General features: G+C 61.2%; 24 protein-coding genes. 7 read left to right on the forward strand and 17 right to left on the reverse strand.

The annotated features are described in order from the left end of the window. Nucleotides 1-51: 51 nt before the first annotated feature. Nucleotides 52-2,361, forward strand: coding sequence for a helix-turn-helix domain-containing protein (locus FE781_RS03735; protein WP_138788286.1), 2,310 nt, complete (start codon nt 52-54; stop codon nt 2,359-2,361). A gap of 26 nt (nt 2,362-2,387) precedes the next feature. Beyond that, complete coding sequence (locus FE781_RS03740; RefSeq protein WP_379252772.1) at nt 2,388-3,383, forward strand: zinc-dependent alcohol dehydrogenase; 996 nt, start codon at nt 2,388-2,390, stop codon at nt 3,381-3,383. Nucleotides 3,384-3,685: 302 nt separating this feature from the next. On the opposite strand, the gene FE781_RS03745 is transcribed toward FE781_RS03740, so the two are convergent. The 8 genes from FE781_RS03745 to FE781_RS03780 form a co-directional block, all read right to left on the reverse strand. Beyond that, entirely contained in the window at nt 3,686-4,789 is a 1,104-nt protein-coding gene (locus FE781_RS03745; protein ID WP_211346291.1) for a Gfo/Idh/MocA family protein, read from the reverse strand. 17 nt (nt 4,790-4,806) lie between these two features. After that, entirely contained in the window at nt 4,807-5,562 is a 756-nt protein-coding gene (locus tag FE781_RS03750) for a ThuA domain-containing protein (protein WP_138788288.1), read from the reverse strand. 55 nt (nt 5,563-5,617) lie between these two features. After that, the gene (locus tag FE781_RS03755) at nt 5,618-6,781 is read right to left on the reverse strand and encodes a Gfo/Idh/MocA family protein (protein ID WP_138788289.1); all 1,164 of its coding nucleotides are present in this window, start codon (nt 6,779-6,781) and stop codon (nt 5,618-5,620) included. Between the two features lie 6 nt (nt 6,782-6,787). Next, entirely contained in the window at nt 6,788-7,834 is a 1,047-nt protein-coding gene (locus FE781_RS03760; RefSeq protein ID WP_138788290.1) for a LacI family DNA-binding transcriptional regulator, read from the reverse strand. A 241-nt stretch (nt 7,835-8,075) separates the two neighbouring features. After that, nucleotides 8,076-9,674, reverse strand: a complete 1,599-nt coding sequence (locus tag FE781_RS03765; protein WP_379252758.1) for a peptide chain release factor 3 — start codon at nt 9,672-9,674, stop codon at nt 8,076-8,078. Nucleotides 9,675-9,712: 38 nt separating this feature from the next. Then, nucleotides 9,713-10,771 carry a metallophosphoesterase family protein gene (locus FE781_RS03770; RefSeq protein WP_138788291.1) on the reverse strand — a complete coding sequence of 353 codons (1,059 nt, stop codon included), beginning with the start codon at nt 10,769-10,771 and terminating at the stop codon, nt 9,713-9,715. A 177-nt stretch (nt 10,772-10,948) separates the two neighbouring features. Continuing rightward, on the reverse strand, nt 10,949-12,517 hold the full coding sequence (gene zwf, locus FE781_RS03775) for a glucose-6-phosphate dehydrogenase (RefSeq protein ID WP_246068023.1): 1,569 nt from the start codon (nt 12,515-12,517) through the stop codon (nt 10,949-10,951). Between the two features lie 49 nt (nt 12,518-12,566). Beyond that, on the reverse strand, nt 12,567-13,295 hold the full coding sequence (locus FE781_RS03780; RefSeq protein WP_170209408.1) for a hypothetical protein: 729 nt from the start codon (nt 13,293-13,295) through the stop codon (nt 12,567-12,569). A 239-nt stretch (nt 13,296-13,534) separates the two neighbouring features. Between FE781_RS03780 and FE781_RS03785 the strand changes: the two genes are divergently transcribed. Together FE781_RS03785 and FE781_RS03790 are read left to right on the forward strand one after the other, a co-directional pair. Next, nucleotides 13,535-13,897 (forward strand): hypothetical protein, encoded by a 363-nt coding sequence (locus FE781_RS03785; protein WP_138788293.1) that lies wholly within the window; start codon nt 13,535-13,537, stop codon nt 13,895-13,897. Between the two features lie 352 nt (nt 13,898-14,249). After that, nucleotides 14,250-15,491 carry a hypothetical protein gene (locus FE781_RS03790; RefSeq protein ID WP_138788294.1) on the forward strand — a complete coding sequence of 414 codons (1,242 nt, stop codon included), beginning with the start codon at nt 14,250-14,252 and terminating at the stop codon, nt 15,489-15,491. Nucleotides 15,492-15,507: 16 nt separating this feature from the next. On the opposite strand, the gene FE781_RS03795 is transcribed toward FE781_RS03790, so the two are convergent. The 7 genes from FE781_RS03795 to FE781_RS03825 all read right to left on the reverse strand — a co-directional run bounded on the left by FE781_RS03795 (nt 15,508) and on the right by FE781_RS03825 (nt 20,241). Then, nucleotides 15,508-16,155 carry a response regulator transcription factor gene (locus FE781_RS03795; protein ID WP_138788295.1) on the reverse strand — a complete coding sequence of 216 codons (648 nt, stop codon included), beginning with the start codon at nt 16,153-16,155 and terminating at the stop codon, nt 15,508-15,510. Beyond that, the gene (locus FE781_RS03800) at nt 16,136-17,221 is read right to left on the reverse strand and encodes a sensor histidine kinase (protein WP_138788296.1); all 1,086 of its coding nucleotides are present in this window, start codon (nt 17,219-17,221) and stop codon (nt 16,136-16,138) included. Before FE781_RS03800 ends, FE781_RS03795 begins: the two co-directional genes overlap by 20 nt. Before the next feature lie 47 nt (nt 17,222-17,268). Further along, nucleotides 17,269-17,916 carry a cell wall-active antibiotics response protein LiaF gene (liaF, locus tag FE781_RS03805; protein WP_138788297.1) on the reverse strand — a complete coding sequence of 216 codons (648 nt, stop codon included), beginning with the start codon at nt 17,914-17,916 and terminating at the stop codon, nt 17,269-17,271. A gap of 147 nt (nt 17,917-18,063) precedes the next feature. After that, the gene (locus FE781_RS03810; RefSeq protein ID WP_138788298.1) at nt 18,064-18,765 is read right to left on the reverse strand and encodes a PspA/IM30 family protein; all 702 of its coding nucleotides are present in this window, start codon (nt 18,763-18,765) and stop codon (nt 18,064-18,066) included. 1 nt (nt 18,766) lies between these two features. Further along, nucleotides 18,767-19,240, reverse strand: a complete 474-nt coding sequence (locus tag FE781_RS03815; protein ID WP_138788299.1) for a PspC domain-containing protein — start codon at nt 19,238-19,240, stop codon at nt 18,767-18,769. Then, nucleotides 19,237-19,920 (reverse strand): PspA/IM30 family protein, encoded by a 684-nt coding sequence (locus FE781_RS03820; protein WP_138788300.1) that lies wholly within the window; start codon nt 19,918-19,920, stop codon nt 19,237-19,239. Before FE781_RS03820 ends, FE781_RS03815 begins: the two co-directional genes overlap by 4 nt. A 33-nt stretch (nt 19,921-19,953) precedes the next feature. Continuing rightward, complete coding sequence (locus FE781_RS03825; protein WP_138788301.1) at nt 19,954-20,241, reverse strand: LiaF transmembrane domain-containing protein; 288 nt, start codon at nt 20,239-20,241, stop codon at nt 19,954-19,956. Nucleotides 20,242-20,539: 298 nt separating this feature from the next. Here FE781_RS03825 and FE781_RS03830 point away from each other — a divergent pair, with 298 nt between their 5' ends. Further along, nucleotides 20,540-21,025, forward strand: a complete 486-nt coding sequence (locus tag FE781_RS03830) for a hypothetical protein (RefSeq protein WP_138788302.1) — start codon at nt 20,540-20,542, stop codon at nt 21,023-21,025. 21 nt (nt 21,026-21,046) lie between these two features. Here the strand turns inward: FE781_RS03830 and FE781_RS03835 are convergent, their stop codons facing one another. After that, the gene (locus FE781_RS03835) at nt 21,047-22,249 is read right to left on the reverse strand and encodes a GNAT family N-acetyltransferase (RefSeq protein WP_138788303.1); all 1,203 of its coding nucleotides are present in this window, start codon (nt 22,247-22,249) and stop codon (nt 21,047-21,049) included. Between the two features lie 275 nt (nt 22,250-22,524). Here FE781_RS03835 and FE781_RS03840 point away from each other — a divergent pair, with 275 nt between their 5' ends. Both FE781_RS03840 and FE781_RS03845 read left to right on the forward strand, forming a co-directional pair. Beyond that, the gene (locus tag FE781_RS03840; protein WP_138788304.1) at nt 22,525-23,538 is read left to right on the forward strand and encodes a C40 family peptidase; all 1,014 of its coding nucleotides are present in this window, start codon (nt 22,525-22,527) and stop codon (nt 23,536-23,538) included. Between the two features lie 172 nt (nt 23,539-23,710). Further along, on the forward strand, nt 23,711-24,274 hold the full coding sequence (locus FE781_RS03845; protein WP_138788305.1) for a C40 family peptidase: 564 nt from the start codon (nt 23,711-23,713) through the stop codon (nt 24,272-24,274). A gap of 425 nt (nt 24,275-24,699) precedes the next feature. On the opposite strand, the gene moaA is transcribed toward FE781_RS03845, so the two are convergent. Further along, nucleotides 24,700-25,704: a GTP 3',8-cyclase MoaA gene (gene moaA, locus FE781_RS03850; RefSeq protein WP_138788306.1), complete on the reverse strand. Its 1,005-nt coding sequence runs from the start codon at nt 25,702-25,704 to the stop codon at nt 24,700-24,702. Nucleotides 25,705-25,869 lie beyond the last annotated feature (165 nt).

Raw genomic sequence — 25,869 nt, forward strand, 5'->3', positions numbered from 1 at the left:
CGCGATAACGTTCCTGTATGTCTGGGCCTATCTTTCACGGGGGGTTGAAAGATGCCGAAGCTGAGATGGTTGGTCAACCGGGGGTTTCTGAAGATCTTTTTGGCGCTGCTGCTGATCGTGACGGTGATGTTTATTTCGAATTATCTGGTGTACCGGAATTCGGTGGAAGGCATATATGAGCAGGTTGGGGAAAAAAACAGGCTGGTCGTGCAGAACATGATCCGCGTGTTCGACGACACCTTCAAGAACGTCTACGACATCATTTACGCCATCCAGAACATGCCGTACCGGACGCTGCTCCAGACGACCGACGGCCGCGGCTCCGAGAGCATGGATATGCACGAGGTGTATCTGATGAACGACGATCTGCGGCAGATCGTCCGCGCCTACGACTACATCGAGGAGGTCGTCGTCTTCCGCCGCGATTCCGATCTGGCGATTACGACGGCCGGCACGATCCGCCTGTCCGACCTGTTCCGAATGAAGCTGGGCAACCGGCAGTACAACGAGGAATTTTGGCGGTCGCTCGCCCAAACCTCGCACCCGGCGCGAATACTTCCCGCCCAGTGGTACAGCCAATGGAACCACGAGACAGGCGCCGTTAACGGCAGCTCGCGCAAGTTGCTCGCGATTGCGGCCAGCAACTTGTCCTCGCCTTACAATATTCTTGTTTTTCTGAACGTCGACAAGCTGATGCTTCACGCCAACCATGCGGCGATGATGAAGGGAACCGCGCTGGTGATGCTGGATGCCGAGCAGAACGTGATCCTCAATACGGAGGAAACGAGCCTGTTCGAGCTGATGCAGGAGCTCAAAGCCGGCTCTGCCGATAAAACGACGCTGCAGACGAGAGATTACGAGTACAACATCTACCGGTCGGAATACAACGAATTCACATACGTGCACAAACAGCCTTACGCCTTCGCCGACATGAACTTGACGCGGGACGCCAATCTGCAGATTATCGCGATCGCCATCGGCTTCGCGGTCGTGTTATCCGCGATTCTGAGCCTGTATCTATACAAGCCGATGCGCGTCATCTTTAAGGCGATGGGCGGACGGGACCCGCGGCAGATCGACTTTCGGGCGATTCTCTCGGCCATTGTCCGGCTCAAGGAAGAAAACGAGCGCTATCAAGCCCGGCTCGACGAGGCGGACCGCGAGCTGCGGCGGGTTGCGCTGCTGGACGCGGTCGGGGACCGGGCTCCGTCGCGGGAGACGCGCCAGCGCATGCAGACGTATGTCGCGGACCGGTTCAAGGAGCCGTATTTCCTCATGGCGCTCCTCGACGTCCGGCGAACCGGCGATGCCGATTCGTCCGATGAGCCCTCGACCGACCGGATCGAGACGATCCTCGGGGACGGCCTGCGGGAACGGTTCCCGGACGCTTATGCGCTGCATGCGGGCGGGGACCGTTACGTGGCGATGATTGGCGTAAGCCGGGCCGGGGACCGGGAGCGCGCCGTCCGCCTGCTCACCCCGTTCGTCAAGCAAGCGAAGCGTGAACTAGGCCCCGGCTGCGATCTGATCGGCGCGGTCGGCCGTCTCTACCCCGCCGGCGTCCAGCACTGCGCCCAGGCGTACCGGGAAGCGGCCGACGGCTTGCGGAACCGTCCCGCCGGTTCGCAGGACGAACTGACGGACGCCTCCGCCATCCGCTACGGCCGCAGCGTAAGCGTCCGGCTGGACGCGATCGAGAAGATGTCCCATTATCTCGCGGGCGGCAACGAACGGGAATGTCTGCGCCTGATGGATGAATGGTTCGCTTGGAATACGGAGCGGCGCGTCCCTCATCACCAGTTGGTTGCGGTGGCGAAGACGGCCTTTTACGAGCTGCTGAAGCACGCCGACTTCAAAACGAACGAATCCGACGCCGGCAAAACCGCGCAGGCGCTCGAAGCGGAATTCGTCAAGCGGGTCGAATCCGCCCTGCACGCGGGCGAAGTGCGGGACGCGCTGGCCGAAGCGGCGCGAACCATCGCCCGCGGAGGCTTACGGGAAACCAAAAGCAAGCTGAATGCGGCGTCGATCGCCCAGTATATCGAGCGCAACTACATGCACTGCCTGCATCTCGATCATATGGCGGAGCAACTGGAGACGAGCCCGAAGTATTTCTCCAATTATTTTAAAAAGTCGTTCGGCATGAATTTTATCGAATACTTGAACAAGGTCAGGCTGGCCCACGCCAAAGAAATGCTGACGACAACCGATCTGACTGTCGCGGAAATCGGCGAAAGAGCCGGGTATTTGAACTCGTCCACATTCGCCAGCACGTTCAAAAAATATGCGGGCGTATCGCCGAGCGAATACCGGAAGCATTTCTCGGGCGGCAAGGCGCCTACGGGAGGAGAAAACCGATGAACGGAATCAACGCCGGCGGCAACACGGTGACGAGGATCGTCGCCCGCAGCGGAGCCGTCTATGCGGAAGAAGCTCCGGAGCCGGAGCTGCTGCCCGGCCACGTGCTGGTCCGCACGGAATATTCGGCGATCAGCCCCGGCACGGAGCTGGATATGATCAGGCGGTCGGGCGAGCGGCCCGTCGTGCTCGGCTATAACGCGGTCGGCATCGTCGAACGCGCGGGCGACGGCGTGACGGAGCTGAAGCCGGGCCAACGCGTGGCCTGCTACGGCGCCCCTTATGTGCACCACGCGTCGCGGATCGCCGTGCCGGTCAATCTGACCGCGCCGGTGCCGGACGGCGTCGCCCCCGAGGAAGCCGCGTTCGCCGGATTGGGAGCCATCGCGATCCACGCGTTGCGCGTGGCCGATCTGCGCTTCGGCGAATCCGCGGTTGTGGTCGGACTCGGCTTGCTCGGCCATCTGACTTGCCAGATCGCTGCCGCCGCGGCCTGTCCGGTCGTCGGGTACGACCTGAACGCGGAGCGCGCCGCCAAGCTATCCGCCTGCGGCGTGCCGCTGGCGGTCTCGACGCGAGCGGATCTGGAAGCGGCGCTGGCCGATATAACCGGCGGAGACGGCGCGGACGCCGTGCTGCTGTGCGCGGGCGGAGACGGACAGGAGCTGATCGACGCCTCGTTCGGGTGGGTACGCGATCGCGGCAAGATCGTGCTCGTCGGCAACGTGACGGCGAATTTCTCGCGCGGCCTGATGTTCCAGAAGGAAGCGCAGGTGCTGGTGTCGCGGGCCGGCGGGCCGGGGCGCTACGATGCCCGCTACGAGCGGGACAATCTCGATTATCCGGTCGGCTACGTCCGCTGGACCGAAGGCCGCAACATGCGGGAATATATCCGGCTGCTCGCGGAGGGCCGCATCTCCGTGAAGCCGCTGATCGGGGCCGTCTACCCCGCCGCCCGCGCCCAGGAGGCGTACGGCGCGTGCGCGGGTTCGGCAACGGCGGGCACGCTGTTCCGGTACGATTGAGCGGACCGGCGGCAAGGAGCGCCACCGGCGGCAGCGTATCGCGCCCGATTAAGTCGATATTTTCGACCTGCGCGGGCGATTCGGCTCGTTTTCCCCGCTGCAAGTCGATTTTTTCGACTTGCCACGGTCGGCTGGCCCCTCCCCACGCCCCCATTTCGCGCCGATGAAGCAAACCGGTCCGAACTTTGGCGAAAGGCAAGAAATGGCGGTGCGGGGATCATCTTCCTGCGCACCGCCAAGTGTCCTTTATGTGAGCAGCCTACTTTTGGGCCCGCCCGCTTTTGTGGCGCGGCGGGGGCCGTTCAGGCGTCCAATTCGCCCTTGATCAGCCCCATCGCCATCGGCTGCGGGGATTCGCAGGTGCTCGTCATGCGGTAATGAACGCCTTGCGCCGACGCGTCATGGAAGCCGTGCATCGCCTCCAGCACGTGATAGGCGAGTTCGCCGTTCGCGCGGTGCGGACGCCCGCTGCGGATCGCCGCCGCCATATCGGCGGGACCCAGACCGCGCAGATTTTCCGTATAGCCGTGCGTCAGCGGCACCGGGCTGAACTCCTTCTCGCCCGCGCGGCGGATCAGCACCGGACCGCCGAACGTGTTCGGGTCCGGCACGACCAGCGTGCCCTGGCTGCCGTATACTTCGATCCGGGGCAGACTCGTGCCGCCGAACGCGTCGAAGCTCATGATGACGGTTGCCGCGGCGCCGTTCGCGAAGTCCAGGACGCCCGTCACATGCGTCGGCACTTCTACCGGGATCACCTTGCCGCGCTGCGGCTCGCTGAGAATCGTGCGCGTCGGGTAAGAGGCTTTGGCCGAGCCCGTCACCCGGACCACCGGTCCGAGCATGGCCACTAGCGCGGTCAAATAGTACGGGCCCATGTCGAACATCGGGCCGCCGCCGGCCTCGTAATAAAACTCCGGAGCCGGGTGCCAATGCTCGTGGCCGCGTCCGATCATAAACGCCGAGGCCGCCACCGGCGTGCCGATCCAGCCGTCGCGGATCAGCTTGATCGCCGTCTGGATGCCGCCGCCGAGGAACGTATCCGGAGCGCTGCCGACGCGCAAACCGAGCCGGGCCGCCGTGTCGAGCACCCGCTTCGCCTCCTCGCGCGTGACGGCGAACGGTTTCTCCACATAGACGTGCTTGCCCGCTTCAAGCGCTTGCAGATTCACCTCCGCGTGCGCCTTCGGAATCGTCAGGTTGATGATCAGTTCGATCTCCGGATCGTTCAGCAGTTCATCGACGGTCGCCGCGCGAATGCCGAATTCCTCGGCCTTTAGCCGGGCGCGCTCGGCGTCGAGGTCGGCGCAAGCGACGATCTCCATCGCGTCGAACGTATGTTTATTGCGCAAGTAAGCGGCGCTGATATTGCCGCATCCGATCAGACCGGCTTTCACTTTATGCATGATGCTGCTCTCCCCGCTTAATACTGGTTGTCGGCCATGCCGCTGTAGACTCCGGTTCCCGCCCGGCCATCCGCGCCGCGCAAGCCGTACTTCGTTTTGCCTTCCGCAGCCCATAACAGTCCCCGCCGCATGATCTCCTTCACCGGCGGCATCTCGACGATGTTGGTCTGGTGGCCCAGCGAGCAGTAAAAGACGCGGCCCACTCCCCAGCGCTTGGTCCAGACGACGGGCATGTCGACCGCCTTGTTGAGCGAATGGGGGCCCGGAACGGTCGGAAACCGCGTCGTCGCCAGCACCTCGACCGCCGGATCGACATGCATGTAGTACTGCTCGCTCCTGACGACGAAATCATCCAGGCCTTCCATAAGCGGACTGCTGGTGTTCGCGATGTTCACCGTGTATTTCACGCCGTCGTTGCCGGGGTGTGCGACCCATTGCCCTCCGGTCATGAACTGCCAGTCCACATTCGTCCGGAACGAATCGCACATGCCGCCGTGACAGCCCGCCAGCCCGACGCCGGCCTGTACCGCCTGCGATACGTTGGCCACCTGCTCCTTCGCGATTTCCCCCATCGTCCATACCGGCACGATCAGGTCAAGCGACTTCAGCTTGTCGCCGTCGTCGAACGAAGCCAGCGTATCGGACACTTCCACCTCGAACCCTTCCGAAACGAGCAAGCCGCGGAAAATTTCGGCGACCTCCCGGGGCTGGTGGCCGAGCCATCCGCCCCACACGATCAGCGCCTTGGGCGCCGCTCCTGTCTGTTCTCCCATCCTGTACGCTCCCTTTCTCTTCATGCCGTGTGTTTCGCCCGAACTTTATCCCGGATCAAAGCTCGTCGATCCGCACCCAGCGCCGCTCCGCGATCGAGACCTCCACCGCCTCCAGCGCCTGCTGGCAGGCGACGCCGTCCCGGAAATTGGGCACCGGCTGGCGATCCTCCGCAAGCGCTTGCATCAACTCGACCGTCTCGTGGATGAAGGTATGCTCGTATCCGATCGTATGCCCCGGGGGCCACCAGGCTTCGCTGTACGCGTGCGCCGGATCGGTGGCCAGCACGCGGCGGAAGCCCTGCACATCCGAAGCGTCGTCCGTAAAATACACCTGGAGCTCGTTCATCCGCTCGAAATCGAACTTCACGCTGCCTTTGCTGCCGTTGATCTCGAACGCATTCGTGCACCGGTGTCCTCCTGCGAACCGGGTCGCCTCGAAGCTGCCGAGAGCGCCGTTCGCGAAGCGTGCCAGGAACAGCGTCGCGTCGTCGACCGTTACCGGCCCGCGCGGCGCATCGCTGCTGCCTTTGGCGCTGAGCCCGGTCATTGAGGACGGCATCGGACGCTCCTTCACGAACGTCTCGCTCATGCCGATCACTTCCGTCATCTCACCGACGAGGAAATGCGCCAGATCGATCAGATGCGCACCCAGATCGCCGTGAGAGCCCGATCCCGCCACTTCGCGGTCCAACCGCCAGACAAGCGGGAACTCCGGATCCAGAATCCAATCCTGCAAAAACCAGGCGCGGAAATGATGAATCCGTCCGAGACGGCCTTCCCGCACCAGTTTGCGGGCCAACTGCACAGCCGGAGCGAACCGGTAGTTGAAGCCGACCATATGCTTGACCCCGGCCTTTTCCGCCGCCGCCAGCATCTCCCGGGCGTCCGAGAGTGTCAGCGCGAGCGGCTTTTCGCAGAACAGATGCTTCCCGGCCCGGGCCGCCGCCAACGCGATGTCCTTGTGAGCGTTGCTGGGCGCGTTGATGTCGATCAGGTCGATCTCCGGATCGTTTACCAGCTCGCGCCAATCGGTGACATACCGTTCCCATCCGAACTGCGACGCGGCCTGCGATACGCCCGCAGGGTCCCGCCCGCAGATCGCTTTCATCACCGGTTTGGGCACCGACGGGAAAAACATCGGCAGATCCCGGTAAGCGTGGCTGTGCGCCTTGCCCATAAATTTGTAACCGATCATTCCCACGTTGTAGGATGGCTTCATCCCGTTTCATCCTCCCCAATTGGATGTGGATTGCCTCACGATCAACTCTGTCGGCAGCAGCAATCGGCTTTCTCCGGTTGTCTCTTCCCGCGCGCCATCGCCGGATAACCGGCGAATCACCCGTTCCGCAGCCAGCCGCCCCATCTCGTAGAACGGAACCTTCACCGTCGTCAGCGGCGGATCGGACAGCCTCGACGCGTCCGAATCGTCGTAGCCGGCGATCGGCAGCTCCCGCCCGGCTTCGACGCCGGCCGCTTTGAACGCTTGCATGACGCCGATCGCCATCCGGTCGTTCGCCGCGAAGACGGCGTCGTAACCGCCGCGCCGCCGTAGCAGCTCATTGCCGGCCCGGACGCCGCTCGTCCGGCTGTAATTTCCCTCAAGCACGAGGCCCGGATCGAACGTTATCCCGGCTTCCGTCAGCGCCTGCCTGTAGCCCCGAAGCCGCTCCCCGCTGCTCGAATAGGCGGCGGGCCCGTTCACGAAGGCGACGCGGCGAACCCCCAGCTCAAGCAGATGCCGGACGGCCGATGCAGCCCCCCGAATATGATCCGCGTCCACCGAGGGATACGGCTTGCCGTAAAAATGTTGATTGACGAGACAAAACGGCAAATCCTGCTCCGCCAGCCTGTCGAGCGCCTCCCGCTCCCGTGCGGTGTCCATCGTGCCCAGCAGGAGACAGCCGTCGATTTTTTGCGTCTGGTAATACAACGGATAATCCGGCGTCTCGTCGATCGCGCGGAATAGCAGCAGCAGATCGTATCCCGCCTCGCGGACCGCTTCGCCGATTCCGCTCAGCACTTCGGAGAAATAATACGTCGAGAACAAATGCACCTTCGGAACATGCGGCAGCACGACTCCGATATTGCCGCTGCGGCGGCGGGCAAAGCTTCGGGCGATCGCGCTGGGATGATAGGACAACCGTTCGGCGGCTTCCAGCACCTTGCGGCGCGTCTCTTCTCTGATCGGCCCGACGCCGTTGAGCACCCGCGAGACCGTAGCTTCGGATACGCCGGCCAGCTTGGCGACCTCTTTACGCGTCGAGATGGGTATCGTCTCCTCCCGTATCGCGCAATGTACGCGCGTTCATTAATGTACACGCGTACATTTTCGCACGAGCGGCACCGTCTGTCAACCCGTTAACGGCAGCCGCCCGTGCGAATGGCAATCCCTCCGCAATCACGCTTCGCGGCCGCCGAATCCGGACCGTCCATCGAACTCCCCTTAAATGAAAAAAAGCGGCCAGCCGTTCCCGGCTCAACCGCTTTTCCCGTTATACCCGTTGCCGGCAGCCTTACGGCGCCGTCTCCAGAAACTGCAAATCCGGATTTTTCTCCATCGCCGTGCGCATCGCGTATTCGTTCTCGAACAGCGCGACGAAATTGTCCTTTTTGTCTTTCACCAGTTGGGAGTTGATACGGAACTTCGACGGATCGATCTTGTCGCCGACGAGCCAGCGCGCGAACTGGAACGGCAGGCGCTGAAGCTGGATCTCGACCCCGTATTCATGCTTCATGCGGTAGTCCAGCACCTCGAATTGCAGTTGCCCGACGACGCCCAGCACCAGCTCCTCGAATCCGGCCGTTTTGAACACCTGAATGGTGCCTTCTTCGGTCAACTGGTCAATCCCCTTCAGGAATTGCTTCTGCTTCAACGCGTTTTTGATCGACACCTTGCTGAACAGTTCCGGCGAGAACGTCGGCAGCTCGTTGAACTCCAGCGTGCGCCCCGTCCGGCACAGCGAATCGCCGATGCGGAAGATGCCCGGATCGAACAACCCGACGATGTCCCCGGGATAAGCCGTGTCGATAATATCCCGGTCCTGCGCCAGAAACTGCTGCGGCTGCGACAGCTTGATGTCCTTGCCCGCACGCACGTGCCGGACGCTCATGCCCCGCTCGAACTTGCCGGAGACGATACGCAGGAACGCCAGACGATCGCGGTGCGCCGGATTCATGTTCGCCTGAATCTTGAACACGTAACCGGAGAAGCTTTCATTCGTCGGCTCGATCAGGCCATCCGTGGAATTGCGCGGCGTCGGAGCCGGCGCCAGACGCAGGAAATTCTCAAGGAACGTCTGCACGCCGAAGTTGTTGATCGCGCTGCCGAAAAATACCGGCGTCAGCTCGCCCGCCAGCACCTTGTCCAGATCGAACGGATCGCCCGCTACGTCGATCAGCGCCATCTCGTCGCGCAATTGGTCGGCGAGGTGATCTCCCGCGATCTCCCGGATGATCGGATCTTCGAAGCCGCTGACCTCGCGCACCCGAATCTCGCTGTGGTCCCCGGCGTGGTCGAACAGCTCAACGCGGGTTTTCACCCGGTCGTAGACGCCACAGAACTGCTTGCCCATGCCGATCGGCCAGTTCATCGGAACGGAGCGGATGCCGAGCACGTTTTCGATTTCTTCCAACAGATCGAACGGATCGCGCCCTTCGCGGTCCAGCTTGTTGATAAACGTAAAAATCGGGATGCCCCGTTTCCGGCACACCTGGAACAGCTTTTTGGTTTGAGCCTCGACGCCTTTGGCGCAGTCGATCAGCATCACCGCGCTGTCGGCGGCCGTCAGCGTCCGGTACGTATCCTCGGAGAAGTCCTGGTGTCCCGGCGTGTCGAGAATGTTGACGCGGTGGCCCTTGTAGTCGAACTGCATGACGGACGACGTAACCGAGATGCCCCGCTGCTTTTCGATCTCCATCCAGTCGGACGTCGCAAATTTGGCCGCCTTGCGCCCCTTGACCGTACCCGCCAGACGGATCGCCCCGCCGTACAGCAGCAGCTTCTCCGTCAGCGTCGTTTTCCCGGCGTCCGGGTGTGAAATAATCGCGAACGTCCGCCGTCTGGCGACCTCTTGGCGCAGCTCTTCTTGCAGCGATATGCTCAATCGTTCCATTCCTTTCTCTTTGCGCCGCGCGGAGCGGCGTTACCCTTCTATACCAATTTTACTGTCCAGTCCGCGCCCTTGATCCAGCTTCGGTCGCTGAATTCGCGGCCCCTCACCCGCACGCGGTCCGCGAACACTTCGACGTACATGCCCTGCGACGATTTGGCGGCGACCTCCTGGTACTGGCGGTTGTTCACCCGGGCCACGGACGAATTGTGGAACCAGTGGAACGTTTCCTTCACGTAATGGTCTTCCACGAAACGGAAGTCCCGATGCGTATGTCCGGAGAAGACAAACACGTTTTTGTAAGGCTTCAGGATTTCGCGGAACGCCTTCGCCCGGATCAACCGGTGCGAGCCCCCGTCCTGCCCGATGGCCGGCAGCGGCTGATGGATCATGACGAATGCCGGACTGCCGTCCGCGTGCTTCTTCAGCTTCTCCTTCAGCCATTCCAACTGCTCGTCCGAATACCAGGCGCCTTCGCCGACCTCCGGGCGCTCCTGGATATAAGCCTCCTGGGACAGCATGATGATATGGCAGCCGTTGATCCAGAAATCGTTGTACGGCTTTTCGTAATTAAAAACCTTCATGAACCGCTCGCGGGAATCGGCGTCTTTTTTGCCGTTGGGCGCGGTCTCCGAACTCCATTTGCCGTCCGCGGTGAAATGGATGCTGTAATAATCGTGGTTGCCCATATTCGCCATCAGCGGCGGCAGCTTGTAATTGCCGATGATGGACAAAAACTCCTTATAGTCGCGGTCGCGCCCGTAGTCGGTGACGTCTCCGGTAATGACGATCGCTTCGACCTTGCCCTCTTTGAAATCGAGGGTGTCTTTGATCGCCTGATGCAAATGTTCCGTGTATTTCGGAAGGTCGGGATTGATGTGGGTATCGCTGAATATAAAAAACGAAAAAATCGGTTCCGTCGCCTCGGCCGCCTGCGGCGTAGAGGACGGAAAAGAGGCGGGCACGGGCTGGGACGACGGCAGCGCGACGGACGTCGGGGCTCCCGATTCGCGTCCCCGCCACCAGGCCCATCCTCCCGCTCCCGCGGCGCCGATCACCAATAGACCGAGCAACCGCTTCAAAAAGCTTCTGCGATCCATTCCAATCACTTCCCGTCCATCGGAGTAGACACACCTATTCTCATTATACCACGGGGAGCAGTTGGGGTGAAACGATGACGGTTCCTGGGATTCCGGCGAGCCGCCGCCCGCGTTTCCCCAAAAAAACAGGCGCTTCCCGAATGCCATCCGGGAAACGCCTGACTCGCGCGGAACCGGTCAGGTCGGCCGAGCCGCCGACCAGACAACCTCGCCTTCGTCTTGTCCATGCACGGGCCACCAGCGGAAACCGTCTCTCGCCAGCAGCTCGTGACCGGCTTCGGGTCCCCACGATCCGGCCGGATAAAAATACAGATCGTCATGGCTCTCCCGCCAGCCGTCCGCGATGCGGTCGATAAATTTCCAAGCGAGCGCGACTTCGTCCCAGCGGGTGAAGTACGTCGAGTCGCCGCGGGCTGCGTCGTAGATCAGCCGTTCGTACGCCTCCGGCGTGTTCAGGCCAACCTGGCAGCTTTGGCAGAAGTCCATCGCCACCGGCACGATCCCCCATCCCGATCCCGGCTGTTTGGCGTTGACTTTGATATAGATGCCTTCCAGCGGATTGACGCGGAAGACGAGCAGGTTCGGCTCCAGCTTCGTCTTCCGGGCGAAATGCACATTTTCCGGCACGTTCTTGAATTCGACCACGACTTCGGTCGTCTTCGTCGGCAGGCGTTTGCCCGTCCGGATGTAGAACGGCACCCCGGCCCAGCGGAAGTTGTCGACCATCACCTTGGCCGCAAAATACGTCTCCGTCACGGAGTCCGGCGCGACGTTCGGCTCGTCGCGGTAGCCGTTGACCGGCACGCCCTTCAGGCTGCCGGCCGTATATTGGCCGCGAACGACGTTGGCCCGAACCTCGTCGGCGTTCGAGTAACGGCGGATCGAGCGGAGCACCTTCACCTTCTCGTCCCGGATCGCTTCGGGATTCAGCCGGCTCGGAGGCTCCATCGCCATCATCGTCACCATCTGCAGCATATGGTTTTGCGCCATGTCGCGCAGCGCTCCGGAGTGGTCGTAATAGCCGCCGCGATCTTCGACGCCAACCGTCTCGCTGAGCGTAATCTGGATATTGGCGATGTATTTATTGTTCCACAGCGGCTCGAAAAACGCGTTGGCGAACCGCACGACTTCGATGTTCTGAACCATTTCCTTGCCGAGGTAGTGGTCGATGCGGTAAATCTGCTCCTCCCGGAACACCTCGCCCAGCTCGCGGTTCAGCCGCTCCGCCGACTCGTAGTCGTAGCCGAACGGCTTCTCGATGACGACGCGCTGCCAGCCCGAAGATTCCAGCAAGCCTCCGCCCCGCAGATTGCGGGAGACAGTGCCGAACAGCTCGGGAGCCAGCGCCAGATAGAACAGGCGGTTGCCCGGAATATCGAACTGCCGTTCCAGGCGTTCCGTCGTTTCGTTCAGTTGGCGGAAGCCCTCCAGGTTATGGATGTCCAGCGACTGGTAGAAGAAATGGTCCGCGAACGACGCCCATTCCGAGCCGTCCTCGTTCTTGTAACGGGCGAATTCCCGGATGGAATCGTATACGTCCTGACGGAACTGCTCGTCCGTGCGCGGGCGGCGCGCCAATCCGACGACCGCAAAGTTTCCTTTCAGATATCCTTCGCGCCAAAGCGCGTAGATGGCGGGGAAAAGCTTGCGTTTGGCCAGATCCCCCGTCGCCCCGAAAATGTATAACACCGCGCTGACCGACGCCGAGTCGGCTGCGGGTTGATGTCCGTTCACCTGGTTGCTCAACTTCGTCACCCTTTACCCGATTGCAGTTGTGATGTATCAAAAATAATATTCAGTGTATCACAAAATCTCCGCCAAGAACAGGCGTTCCGAGCACAAAGATCATTTCGCCCGTCTCGGAGTTGCGGTGAACGGCAGCTTGAAGATTGCCGGAGTCAAAAGCCCCCGGCGGCGAGCCGTATTCGGTCAGCTTGTCCGTCCGGTACGCAGCGCTGATCGTGGCGGCATCCCGATAGCGGTTCAGTTCCTTCGCGGACAGCGCCGCCGCTGCGGAATCGAGCGCTTTGCCGGGCTCTGCGTCCGGCCGAAGCGTTCCTTGCACAGCCAGCCGGGAACCCGCCGCTCCGTCGTCAAGGCCAAGCCCGCGCAGCGCCTCAGCCAGCTTCGTTTTGGCCCGGCTCACACCCGCAGCCGCCTCCGCCGGGTTATCCGCGCCGCCGCGGACGAGCACCGTGACACGCGCCGGGTCGCCGCCCGCCAGCAGCGTGACGTCCACGTCGCCCGAGCGGAACTTCCAACGGGCCGAGGTCCGCAGCAGCTTGCCGCCTGCGGATGATTCCTCTTCCCAGTCTCCCGCTCCGATTCGCCTCGCATACGTCCGGACCCGCTCCAATCTGTCGTTATCGGGGACCTCCCAATTCCGGACAAGCTCCCACTTCATACGCGCGCCGTCCGCCATCCAGGGAGCGGCCGCTCCCGCCAGCTTTCTCGTCTCCGCGTCGGAAGCCGCCGACATCCGGCCGCCGATCCACCAGCCCGCCAACAGCAACAACACCAGCACAAACCCGAAAGTCCCGTTTTTCATCTTGACGTTCGCGATCAGACCGATTCCTCCCTTGCCGAGGATGAAACGCTGCCGATTTGCCGTCCGCCGATCCGGCCGGAATCGACCCGGCGGGCGGCGTCCCGGCGTTCCCCTGCTTCCGGCCGAAAAATTGGGCCGGTATACCGCCGAATTGCTCCTCCCCTTTTGCCTGTTCTCCGCATACGCTGAATTAGGCTTAAAGAGGAGGTGGGAACTTGCATCTGGTACATCCCATTTCACCCGACTACTGCAAAGATCTGATCGGTCTGCCGATCTGCGCCGTCAAACACGACGGCACGCATCTATACGGCATGCTCAGCCGGGTGGACGGCGGCAAGATTGTGCTGAACGAGGAAGCCGGAGACGCCCCCTTGCTGGCGTCAGAAGCGCGCGCAGGCAAACGCGGCGCGGCGAAAAAGAAAAAAAACAAAGCCGATTCGGTTCAGCAAAAAACCGTTCACACGCGGGAGCACGAACGAGATCCATACGACAACCCGTTTGTTCCGGAAGGATTTTTCGGCCCGAGGGTCACCCTGGACCTCGGTTCCGTGGCCCACTTGTTCGTGCTGATGATATAACGGGGCGCCGTCGGCCTTCGGGCCGGCGTGTTTTTTTGGCGGAGAGCGGAGACGATTCTTGCGGAACCTTGTTATTTATCCCGCCACTTGTCGCTCATCGCCTTCATGAACCACAGCGCGATGCCGATGACGGCGATCAGCGCGACCAGTTGCCATGTATCCATGCGAGTCGGTCCTTTCCTGTCCTTCGCCTTTCCCAGTATTCTTTCCCTATATTCTATCGAAATTAGGCCCTTCGTGCATCTTTTCCGTCCGGCGCCTATGGTATAATCAGGATAACCCATGCAGACCGCCCTGTCGAGAGATGGGCCGAACGGCTCGGCCGGCGACAGCTCCCGATGGAGGAACCTACATGCTGTTGAACCGCGAACGTCCTTCGGACGCCTACAGGAACTATAATGAATTTTACAGATATACGCAAATCAAGCAGGCGCCGGCCGAACGCGCGGAAATAACGAAGCCGCCGGCGCGGCACGACGCGGAGCTTGCGCTGCGCGCCGCCGCCGACGGCTTGCGGAGAACCGTTCAATCGGCCGTCCGGCTGCACGCCGCCGCCGAAGGGCTCAAGTCGGATTCGCCCGCTTCGGTATGGAACAGACGAATAACCCGAACTAGCCATCCTCATGCGATGGAAGTCCGGGTTGTCGGCACGGCCCGTCCGGGCTCGATCCGTCTGGAAATCTTGAGGCCCGCTTCGGCCCAAGTGAACAGGAGCCGACCTTTCCCGCGAGGGGCGGCGGCATCCGACTGGAAGGGCGTGCACGAGTTCGAGCTGCGGAGGGGCGATTCGGTCGCCCGCGGCACGGTTGTGCTGTTCGGGTCGGATACGTACGGGGCCGCCCTCCGCAGACTGCGGGACGCGGTGAACGCAACGTCCTTCGGAATCGCCGCCCAGCTCCTGCACCAGCCGGAGGACGACACCGTCCAGTTGGCGATCCGTTCAACCGGCACCGGGTCGGGGCAAGCGTTCCTCTTCTCCGACTTCCGCGGCAGGCTGGCGGAATGGAGCGGCCTCGACTCGCCTTCCGTTCAGGCCGAGGATTTGCTGTACCGCCTCGACGGCGGCGAGCCGGTCTCCCATCCGGAAGGGGTCATCCGGACGGCGGACGGGGCCTTGGAGATCCGGGTGAAGGAAGCGACCGGCGGCACGGCCGTTATTACCGTCGAAGCCGACCGTTCGCGCGCCGCCGATCGAATCCTTCGGGTCGTCGAAGCGTACAACGCTTTTTTGAAGGAGGCGCATCAGGAATTCCCCGCCGTCCGTTCCTGGCTCCGCCGTTTCTATCCGGAGAAGCCGGACTTGCCGGAATACGGGATCGTGCGGGAGAACGACGGCTTCCTGCGGCCGGACCGGGAGCTGCTGGCCGACCGCCTGCGCGCATCCCCGGGCCCTTGGCCGGATCCCGCCATCGCCGGTCCGGGCGGCTGGGCCGACCGCCTGCTTGCGGCGACGGAAGCGCTGCAGACGCTGTCGACGCTCGCCCTGCTGCCGCCCGCTGTCGGATGGCCGGCCCTTCGGCCGCTGTACGGTCCGGACGGCCGGCGTTACCGGCCGAAACCGCTGGAAGGCTGGATCGTGAGCAGGCGTTCCTGACGGAACGTCCGGGGCGTTAATCCGCAAGTCCGTGCTTGAACGCGTAGATCGCCGCCTGCGTCCGATCCTCGACCCCAAGCTTCGTGAAAATGTTGGTCAGATGATATTTGACCGTCTTGACGCCGATAAACAGCTCATCCGCCACCTCTTGGTTGGATTTGCCCTTGGCGATCAGACGCAGCACTTCCATCTCGCGGTCGGTCAGCTCCTCGTGGGGAGCTTTGGCCGGTTTGGGCTGACGGAACCGGTTCATGATCTTCGAGGCCACCTGCGCTTCGAGGATCGGCTGCCCGGCCGCGGCCGCGCGAATCGCCTGCACGATCTCCGACGCTCTGGACGTCTTCAGCAGGTAGCTGAACGCCCCCGCTTCGATAACGGGATACATCTTCTCGTCATCCAGGAAACTCGTAAGCACGATGACTTTGCAATCGGGGAGCTGCTGCATGATGCGGCGCGTCGTCTCGATCCCGTCCATCTCCTCCATGACCAGATCCATCAGCACGACATCCGGCTTGTATTCCTGCGCGAGCCGAATGCCGTCGCGTCCGCCGGACGCTTCTCCGACCACTTCGATTCCGTCTTCCGTGTCGAGCATCGCCGCGAGACCGATCCGAACCATCTCGTGATCGTCGACCAGCAGCACCTTAATCGTCTTGTTCTCCATCGTCTCCCGTTTCCTCCTTTGCCCCGGTATGTAGCGGCACGCGTATATCCAAGCGGGTTCCCTGACCGGGAGCGGTGAGAATCTGGATCGTGCCGCCGATCTCGCTGACGCGCTCCCGCATCGTCATCATGCCGTACGACGTCCATTTCTTGTCGTCCAACTCGAAGCCTACGCCATCGTCCCGCACCGTCAGCCGGAGCACTTCCCCGTCCCCCACAGTATGGATCGATACTTCCAGACGATTTGCCTTGGAATGGCGAAGCGCGTTCGACAGCGCTTCCTGCACGATCCGGAACAGATGATCCTCGATGCCCTTGGGCAGCCGCAGATCGTCCTCGATGCTCCAATCCATCTCCATCGGCACTTTCAGGCGCAGCTCCTCCATCAGCTCCGTCAGCGCTTCCGCAAGCCGCTTGCCGTCGAGGTGCACGGGACGCAGATGAAGCAGGAGCGCCCGCATCTCGGACTGGGCGACGGACGCCATCTCTTCGATCAGCGCGATTTGCCTCGCCGCCTTGACGGGGTCCTTCTCCAAGCCGCGCCGCACCGCCGTTGCGGTCATCGAGATGGCGAACAACTGCTGGCTCACGGCATCGTGCAGCTCCCGGGCAAGCCGTTGGCGCTCCTCGACGATCGCCGACAGCTTCGCCTTCTCGGCCAGCTCCGCGTTATGCGTCGAGAGCCGCTGCAGGGACGTGACCTGCGACTCCCACATTTTCCCGATCCGCTGCAGACGGTTTCCCAACTGTCCGAATTCGTCCTCCCCGTTCAAATCGGCAGGCAAGCTTTGCGAGAGATTGCCTTTCTCCCAAGCGATCGTCAGATCGTGAAGCTTGTCCAGACGCTCCTTCACCCGCAAGCTGTGCCACAAGCCGTAAGCGAGCCCGACCGCCAAACCGATGGCGATCAGCGCAAGAGCCGCCTGAGCCGCCTTCAACCACTGCTGCGGCCAATCGATCAGCGAAAACGAATCCAGCGTATAAAGTACGGCGGCGATCAGGAACAAGGCGATTACGACCGATTCCCTCAAGCTACGCCATATCCAGTTCGTCAGCTTGCGCCTCATGTCCCCTCGCCCTCGCTTCCGCAAATAATCTCGCGCGATTCGTCCGGTCAGATCCGTTTCACTTTAACATCTGTTACGAAAAAAGACAGCGAAAGATTCAACTTTTGCGCGCAGGCATCGTAATTGGGAGACCGCCACAACAGCCGGCCGCCCAGGCCGCTGCGCGTTTCCGGTCCCACCTCATAGTGGCCGACCGCCGAGATGGCCTCCACGGAGACGCCCCAGTCCTCGGGAACGAAGATGTCGACGTCTCCGGCGAGTCCCTGCAGCACAAGCGTCGTTTCCGGCCCCGCCATCGCAAGCGAGAGATCGATCCGGAATTCGCCGAACGCCGTCCACAGGCTCGTATTGCTCAGCACATACGGATCGCGGTCCCACTTCAGGCTTTCGGCGATCCGGTACTTCCGCACATGGTTCCAGTCTTTCATCCGGAGATGCTGCGTCTGCCGGTAATAGAAGAACAGCGACAATCCCAGCACAACCAGCAGCAGCGCCCAAGCCAGATGCATCAGCAGGATGACCCCGATAATCAGCGAGGCGTAAGCGATTTTGTCGGGCTTCGTCTTAAGCCGCAGACCGCCCAGCGCCAAGAGAAAGACAGCGATCATCGTACCCGCCGAAAAGATGCGGTCCATCATCAGAAACACGAGCGCCGCCAGAATAAACAAGGCGGTATTTCGTTTGCTCCGCTGCATGATCGCCCTCCTCCTCCCCCGATTATTCGAGGACTAGCATATCACAGACTGCCTCCCGGCGAACAGTCCCGGCCGCGATCGGGATGCCCCGAGCGGCAAGGGCCGGGTCCCCTTAAGGCCCCGGCCCTGCCTGTTATCCGGCTTCGGTTAAGCTTCGTTCGCGACGGGATCGGACGGCTGGACCCCCAGCTTCGCTTTCAGCGCCGCCAGTTGCTCGTCGACTTCGAGGATTTTGGCGTCGCTGACCGGCGTGCCGGCTGCCGTTCCGTAAGGAGGGATGCGCAGGCCGGCCACTTCCGCCTCGGCTTCCATCTGCATGATCTTCTCCTCCATCCGGGCGAAGCCGCGAGCCGCCGAGCCGGATTCGATGGAATGCGTCACGCCCGCTTGAGCGATCTGCTTCTTCGCCTGGGCCAACTGCGCCCGGGCCGCCAGCTCGTTGCGCTTGTTGCGCATCGCGTAAAATTGCTCCTTCATCTCTTGAAGCTGCTTGAGCAGTTCCTCGGCCTGCGCTTTGGAATGCGTGTGCAGCTCCGACAGCTCCTTCGCTTTGCCCGCGAAGAACAGCTTTTGTTCCAGAGCTTGACGGGCAGCGGCTTCGTTGCCGGCTTTCAGCGCCTCTTCCGCGCTCTGCTCGCGGGCAGCCGCGGCGCGCTCCGCTTCCTTCCATTGCTGGAGCAGCTTGCGCTCGTTGGCCATTTGCTTCGCGACCGTGACCTCGGCTTGCGCGATCTCCTCTTCCATATCGCGAATATACTGGTTCAGCATGACCACCGGATTTTCCACTTTGTCCAACAGCTCGTGAATCGAAGCCCTCGTCATGTCGCCGATCCGTTTGAATACGCTCATCTTATTGATCTCCCTTCTCGTATTTGGAAAGTTTCGCTTTCAAATATTCAATCTCTTTTTGCAGCGCTTTTTTCTCCAGATCCTTCATCGCCTCGTCGATGGGCGAAGCCGTATGGGAAGCGGAAGCCGCTGCGCCTCCGGCGTAGCCTTGGCCGCCGTAAGGCGCGCCGTAGCCGCCTTGCGAAGCGTTCGCCTGCCCGCCGTACGGACCGCCGTAAGGCTGGCCGTAACCGCCGCCGTACCCCGCGTGGTACGCTCCCGGACCTCCGAAGCCGGGGCCGAAGCCCGTCGAGGTCGGGTCCTTGGGCATAACCATCCCCGCGATAATGTAGATCGGAATGACCGTGCCCGCCGAGAAAAACGCGGTGGCGACCGTCACCAGCCGGACCAGCGTCGGATCGACGTTAAAGCTCTCGGCCAGCCCCCCGCAGACGCCCATTATTTTTTTGTCCCGAACGGACCGATACAACTTCATTGCAGGGTTCCTCCTTCCTGCTGAACCAGCTTGCGCTTCAGCGCGTCGAGCTCGCGCTCCAGATTCGACGCGTCGGCCGATCCTCCGTAAGCCGCGTTGGCCTGGCCATACCGGCGAACCTCGCGCAGCGCCCGGCTTTCCAGCTCCATCTCCCTGACCTGGTCTTCCAGCCGGTCGAACGCCCGGAGACCGACCGTCAAGCCCCCCGACCCCCGCCAGTCGTTCATCCGCTTCTGCAAGCGCAGCGTCTCCATCCGGGCCGTGTAATATTCGCGCTTCGACAGCACTTCCTGGTATTCCGCGCGCAGATTTTCCAACTGCTCCCGCAGCTCCGCCGCGGCTTCGCGGCTCTCCTCGTACAGTTCGCGGTACCGCTGCGCATCCGCCTCATGCTGCAGCTTCTCCTGCAGTGCGAGACGCGCCAGCCGGTCCTCGCCGGCCTTCACCGCCAGCTCGGCCTGTTCGGCCCGGCGGGCCGCCAGCTTCTGCGCCGATTCCATCCGGACCCGCAAATTTTCGGTATGCACCAGCATCTGCCGGTAAAGCTTGTCGGAGCGTTCCATCTGCTCCCTTTGCTCGCCGAGCAACTGGTCGATGGTACGCACCGGATCGGAAGACTGCTCCAGCCATTCGTTCAACTGGGCGGTCGTGATCGTTTGCACGCGTTTAAGAATGCTCACCTTCGAATCCTCCTTCGTCATGGCCTCAGTCCGTTAATACGTTTTTCCGCGGATTGTCGAGATGCCGAACCAGATCAGCGCGGCCGCGAAGGCCAAGCCGATCAGCCACGTCAGCTTGCCCAGCAGACAAACAATCCCGAACACCGTCAGCACCCAGCCCCAGAACCGGCTTCCCCGTTTGACCCAGAGATACCCGATCGCCACCATGGCCACCGGAATGATGATCTTGAACAACCAACCCAACGACCAACCGAGCACATTCAACAGCACCAGCGTGCCGCAGAAGAGAAGAAAGATCCCGAATGCCTTCTGATTTCTCACCGAGTCGCCACCGCCTTTCGTTTATCGTTTGCTTATGTCTTTATTCTAGGGAAGGACAGACCCATCCAAAACGGACGCACGTCGGTTTTTGCGGCTGGACCTTAGTCGGAGAACGGCACGGACCCGGGGACCGGTGCCGCCGCGTCTCGCGGTTTGCCCGCGCAGGGGTAAGCCGCGGATAAGTTGGATAAGCTGAGAAGAAAAGGAGAACGGCCTGATGTTCCCGTCCGAGAACACAGGCCGCCTTGTGCGGCATTACGAGCTTTTATGAAAGAGAACATGAATCGGAGAGATACTCGTGAAACCGATCGTCTTAATCCCCATACTGGCCGCCGCCATCCTCGCAGCCGGGGCGGCGCCCGATCCCCTGCTTCACGCACCCGCGCACGCGGCTTTCGCCGAGCGCGGCGGCACGGACCGGCTCCGCTCAGGGCGGGCCGAGCTGTACGACTTGCGGGAAGGCCGCGTCATCGGTTCGTGGACGCTGTCGGACGAGCTGCGCCGCGAAGCGTCGGCCTTGCTCGCTTCCATCTCCGGAGATGCGCCGCAATCCGGCGGGGAGATGAAACAAGGCCGCATGCTGCGTCTGGAGCTGACGCCGCCGCTTCACGTGCGTACCTCCCGGTACAGCGGGGACGTCCCGGAACTGCTGCTGATGTACGACAACGCCGCGCCCGGCCGAGCCGTTCGCCTCCTTCTTCCCGCCGGCGGCGACATTGTCTGGCTATCGACCCAACGCTCAGCCGCCAAGCTGGTCAGCTTGATCGAGGCACGCGGACCGTAAACCGCCGGAAGCCTCCCAGGCTCAGAAGAAGTCCACGAACCCCGTCGGCCGAACCGGCAATCGCCGCTCCAACAGCTCAATCGCTTCCGGATCGCCCGATATTCGGCCTTGCCGCGCCAGCGCGGCCGGCCGGCGGTATCCCATCAGCATGGCGGCGAGCGGCGCGATGCCGGCCTTCAGCCGGGGCAGCGAACCGTCCGTCTCGCCCTGCCCCGGCTCTCCGACGCGGTCAGCGGCGATTAATGTCCCTTCCGCCGACCATTCCAGCCGGTAAAGGCCCTCGTTCCACGGCGCATGTTCGTCCTGGACGGCAATCGCCGCCGATTCCGCGCCGGGGCCCGGCGCGAACCGGTACTCCCTCAAGGCCGGAACGATATCGACAATCCGCGCCATGAAATATGGCGTCACCCCGATGTCCACCCTCGGCTCCGGCAGCAGATCCAACTGATCGTCATCGGCCGTTACCGTCATCTCGATCCAATCCGCCATCGAATCGTGATCGCTAAGCAGCTTCCAGATGCCCCGCTTCGCTTCCTCCGTTAACGCGACCAGCTCATGCACCTTCGCCAAGCGGTCGCGCACCTGCATGATGACGTATCCTTGCGCCTGTCCGGACGCGTCGCGGTATACAAGCGCGCGCCCGGGTTTGCGTCCGCCCGCCACCCGATGTTCCCACCAGGACTCGGTGCGGTCCAGCATGCCGTTGTATCGGACCGCCCATTGGCGGTACACCGCGTTCAGCAGCTCGTAATTGCCGCTTGCGTCCTCCATGCGCCCCGGAACTTCCGGCAGCCGGGGGAATTTGTCGCGGGGAATTTTGTAGCGCTTCTCGTCGGCGAACAGCTCCCATCCGTATTTCCGGTAGAACGGCACTGAAAACGGATACAGCATCGACCAGTTCTGCCCCCGCTCCTTCATCTGCGCCAGCGCGGCATGCAGCAGCCGTTCGACTTTGCCTCCCCGTCGGTATTCCGGCCAAGTGGCCACGCCGCCCACGCCGCCCATCGGCACGCTTTCCCCGTTCAGGAATACGCGCAGAGGCAGAACCGTCAGCTTCGACGCCATCTTGCCCTCAACGAAGTATCCGAGCGTCTCCTCCGGCACCATCGTCCGTATCCGTTTTTTCCTCTCCTCCGGCGGCAGCTCGAATTGAAACGCGTAAGAAGACAGGTCGATGGCCGCGTCAAGCTCCTCCTGCCGTAACGGTCTGATTTCCTCCATCATGATAAACGCCTCCCTGCGGCGGTGGTCTTATTTTCCCATTTTCCATACTGGAACAATTTGCTGTTTATTTCCTTAATCCGGAATCAAAAAGGTCTTTATGCCTGAATTTCTCCGAAAAAGCGGGCCGGAATCTAGGTCTTATCACCTGTTTCCCCCTTCCGTTTTCCTGTTTTCCCAATCTAGCAATCTTCCAGTTGGCTTCATTTACCTGTTAGTTTCCAGTTTACCCTATGCTATAGTCGAATTGAAGTCTATGAAACACGGAGGGATTCACCATGAAGCGTATGGCTATCGCCCTTATGATCGCCACCGCCACAACTGTTGTCGCCCCCCTGTCCGTCACGTCCGCTTATGCGGCAACCGACACTCAAGCGACCGTCGTCAACGCCGTCAACATGCGCGCCGAACCGTCGACGTCGGGCAAAATTATCCGGTTGCTGAAAAAAGGCGAACAAGTCACTGTCGTGCAAAAAGTCAATTCGTACTGGTACAAAATCCAAGATTCACAAGGCAAAACCGGTTATGTGAGCACCTCTTCCCAATATCTGCAGGTGTCCTCGGGCTCCGGCGCGTCGGCCGGGACGAAGTCCGCCTCGGGCGTCGTCGTTTCGGGCGTCAATTTGCGGACAAGCCCTTCCACTTCGTCTTCGGTAATCCGGCTGTTGCCAAAAGGCGAAACCGTTACGATCCTATCCAAGGTGAACGATTATTGGTATCAGGTTCGGGATTCGAAAGGCCAAACGGGGTACATAAGTACCAGCTCCAAATACATTCAAGTTTCGGGCTCCGTCCCCGCGACGGGCGGATCGCCGACGGTCAAGCCTGTGCCGGGAAGCGGCGGGTCCGCCAGCGCGCAGATTGAAAAAGTGATCGCCACCGGCATGAAATATTTGGGGACTCCATACGAATACGGCTCCAACCGGAACAACACGAGCACGTTCGATTGCTCCGATCTGATCCGGCACATTTTCCTGGAGGGCATCGGAGTTAAGCTGCCGGCCGATTCGCGTTCCCAGGGCAGCTACGTCAAATCGCGCGGCCCCGTGAAAACCGACTGGAGGCAGTTGAAGCGGGGAGACCTTCTCTTCTTCACCGACTACAAAGGAACAAAAGCGTCCGATTATGCGGGAATCGACAAAAGCAAGGCGAGAATCTCGCATGTCGCGATCTACCTCGGCAACGGCCAAATTTTGCATACGTATTCGAAGGCGTCCGGCGGCGTACGCACCGATTCGATTGCCGGAAAACATTGGGAGTACCGCTTCCTGTTCGGCGGTTCCGCCCTTTAAAATCCTTGTCCGGACACGGGTTTTGCGCCAAGTCGCAAACCCGTGTTTTTTTCCCGGCAGAGCCGTTGGCAATACTTACAGCTAGGCTTGCTTTTGTTCCCTGTGCTAGGATCGAAAGGCAGGCGAATCCACATTCGCCCCAATTCACACAAGCACAGGAGGACCGATTGCTATGAATATTCGCAAACTGGCCGCCCTTCTGTCACTTGCCGCGATTGCGGGAACTGTGGCGCTGCCTTCGCCGGATGTGGCCTCGGCTGCCGAGACGACTTCCGTATCGACGTTCTCGTATTCTTCCAGCCGTGCGAACAAATTGTTTACCGTAGCCAAAAAGTATTTGGGAACCCCTTATGAATTCGGTTCTAACCGCAACAATACCAAGACGTTCGACTGCTCCGATTTCGTCCGCCACGTCTATAAAGAGGCTTTGGGCATCACCCTGCCGTCAACGTCCGCCACACAAGCGACTTATGTGAAGAAAAAAGGCGCCACGACGACCAACTGGCGCAATCTGAAGCCCGGCGATCTGATGTTCTTCATGAGCTACAAAGGCACTTCTGCGAGCGCTTACAAAGGCATCGACAAGTCGAAGCAGCGGATTACGCACGTCGCCATCTACATGGGGAACGGCAAGATGATTCATACGTACTCGAAACAGTCCGGCGGCGTACGGATCGACTCGATCGCCGGGAAGCATTGGGAATACCGCTTCGTGTTCGGCGGAACCGCAATGTAATGTAAGCAATTTATCCAGTGGCGATTGGACAACCTGAGTTTGTCTGAATTTTAGGCATCGGGCTTAGGTCGACGGTGGACACGCTTTACCCTCCTCGGCAATACGATATAGTATTCCGATTTACAAGGAGGATGAAGCTGATGGGTCGCACTGCCATTATCCTCGTTCTGTTCATACTGCTGGTTATCGTTCTGGAGTTTACCGGCAGAAACAATAACACCAGTACCGTAATCTGACGATACTGCGGGGGAAAAAGGCCGCATTCTTCCGGCTTCGGAAGCGATGCGGCCTTTTTTCTTCTTGCAAAGCCCGCGCTATGCGAATGTGAGGCAGACGGGTTTGGGTACGCTCAGGTTCATCCCTGTCGGAGTCAGCTCCCCCGTTTCCGCGTTCACGCGGAAGCCTTTTCCCTGCGTTGGCCTTGCTTATCCGCCGATCTGGGACATGCGCCTGACCGTCGGCATATGGCTGCGTTCGGTTTTCGCCAACGCTTGAGCCATCTCGTGGTTTTCCGGCTTCAGGTCCAGCGCCGCGCGGAATACCCGCTCGATCGCCTCCGGATCGCGGGACACCGATCGCACATCGGATTCGTAGTTCCAATACAGGCACGGCTTGATCTGCCCGTCGGCCGTCAATCTCAGCCGGTTGCAGCTCGCGCAGAAATGATCGCTGACCGGATGAATCAGGCCGAACGTTCCAAGCGCTCCCGCGATCCGATAGTTCTCGCTGGGCCCGTTCCCGTACACCGATCCGACCGCTTCGTACGTCCACCCCAAGGAAGCGCAAGTCTCCAGCACGGCCGACAGCGGCAGATAACGCTCCCTCCAGTTGTCATCCTCATGTCCGATCGGCATGTACTCGATAAAACGGACCGTCAGACCGCGTTCCAGCGTAAGCTTCAGAAAGTCGGCTATTTCGTCGTCGTTCAGCCCCTTCATCAGCACGACATTCAGCTTGATCGGCGAGAACCCGACCCGGACGGAAGCTTCGATCGCCTCAAGCACCTTGTGTACGTCGCCTCCCCGGGTAATCAGGCGAAACCGGTCCTCCCTCATCGAGTCCAGGCTGATGTTGACTCGGGTCAGCCCGGCTTCCCGGAGCCGCTCGGCCCGCGGAGCGAGGAAAATCCCGTTTGTCGTCAAAGCGATGTCCTCGATGCCCTCAATGGCGGATAAGCGCGCGATCAGCCGGTCGAGGTCCTTCCTGACAAGCGGCTCGCCGCCGGTTATCCGCAGCTTTCGGATTCCCATCCCGGCTGCCGTCTCGACAATCCGGACGATCTCGTCGTCTCCCATCAGCCGGCTGTCCGGTTCGAACTCCATTCCTTCCTCCGGCATGCAGTAGACGCATCGCAAGTTGCATTTATCCGTTACGGAGATGCGCAAGTAATCATGCGTCCGGCCGAATCGATCCGTCAGTTTCTCAAACATCGCGCGTCCCCTCCTGCCTTCCTCCATTAAACGAAAAAAAGTTCGGGGAATCAAGCGCAATTGTTGCGCGGGGAACACTTGGGCCCGAAGCGCCTAACCGCGCCAAACGGAAAAGAGGCGGCGCCGAAACCTTTGACGACTTCGGCGCCGCCTCGCGGCCGGCTC

The organism is Paenibacillus thermoaerophilus (genome assembly GCF_005938195.1).
Classification (GTDB): Bacteria; Bacillota; Bacilli; order Paenibacillales; family Reconciliibacillaceae; genus Paenibacillus_W; species Paenibacillus_W thermoaerophilus.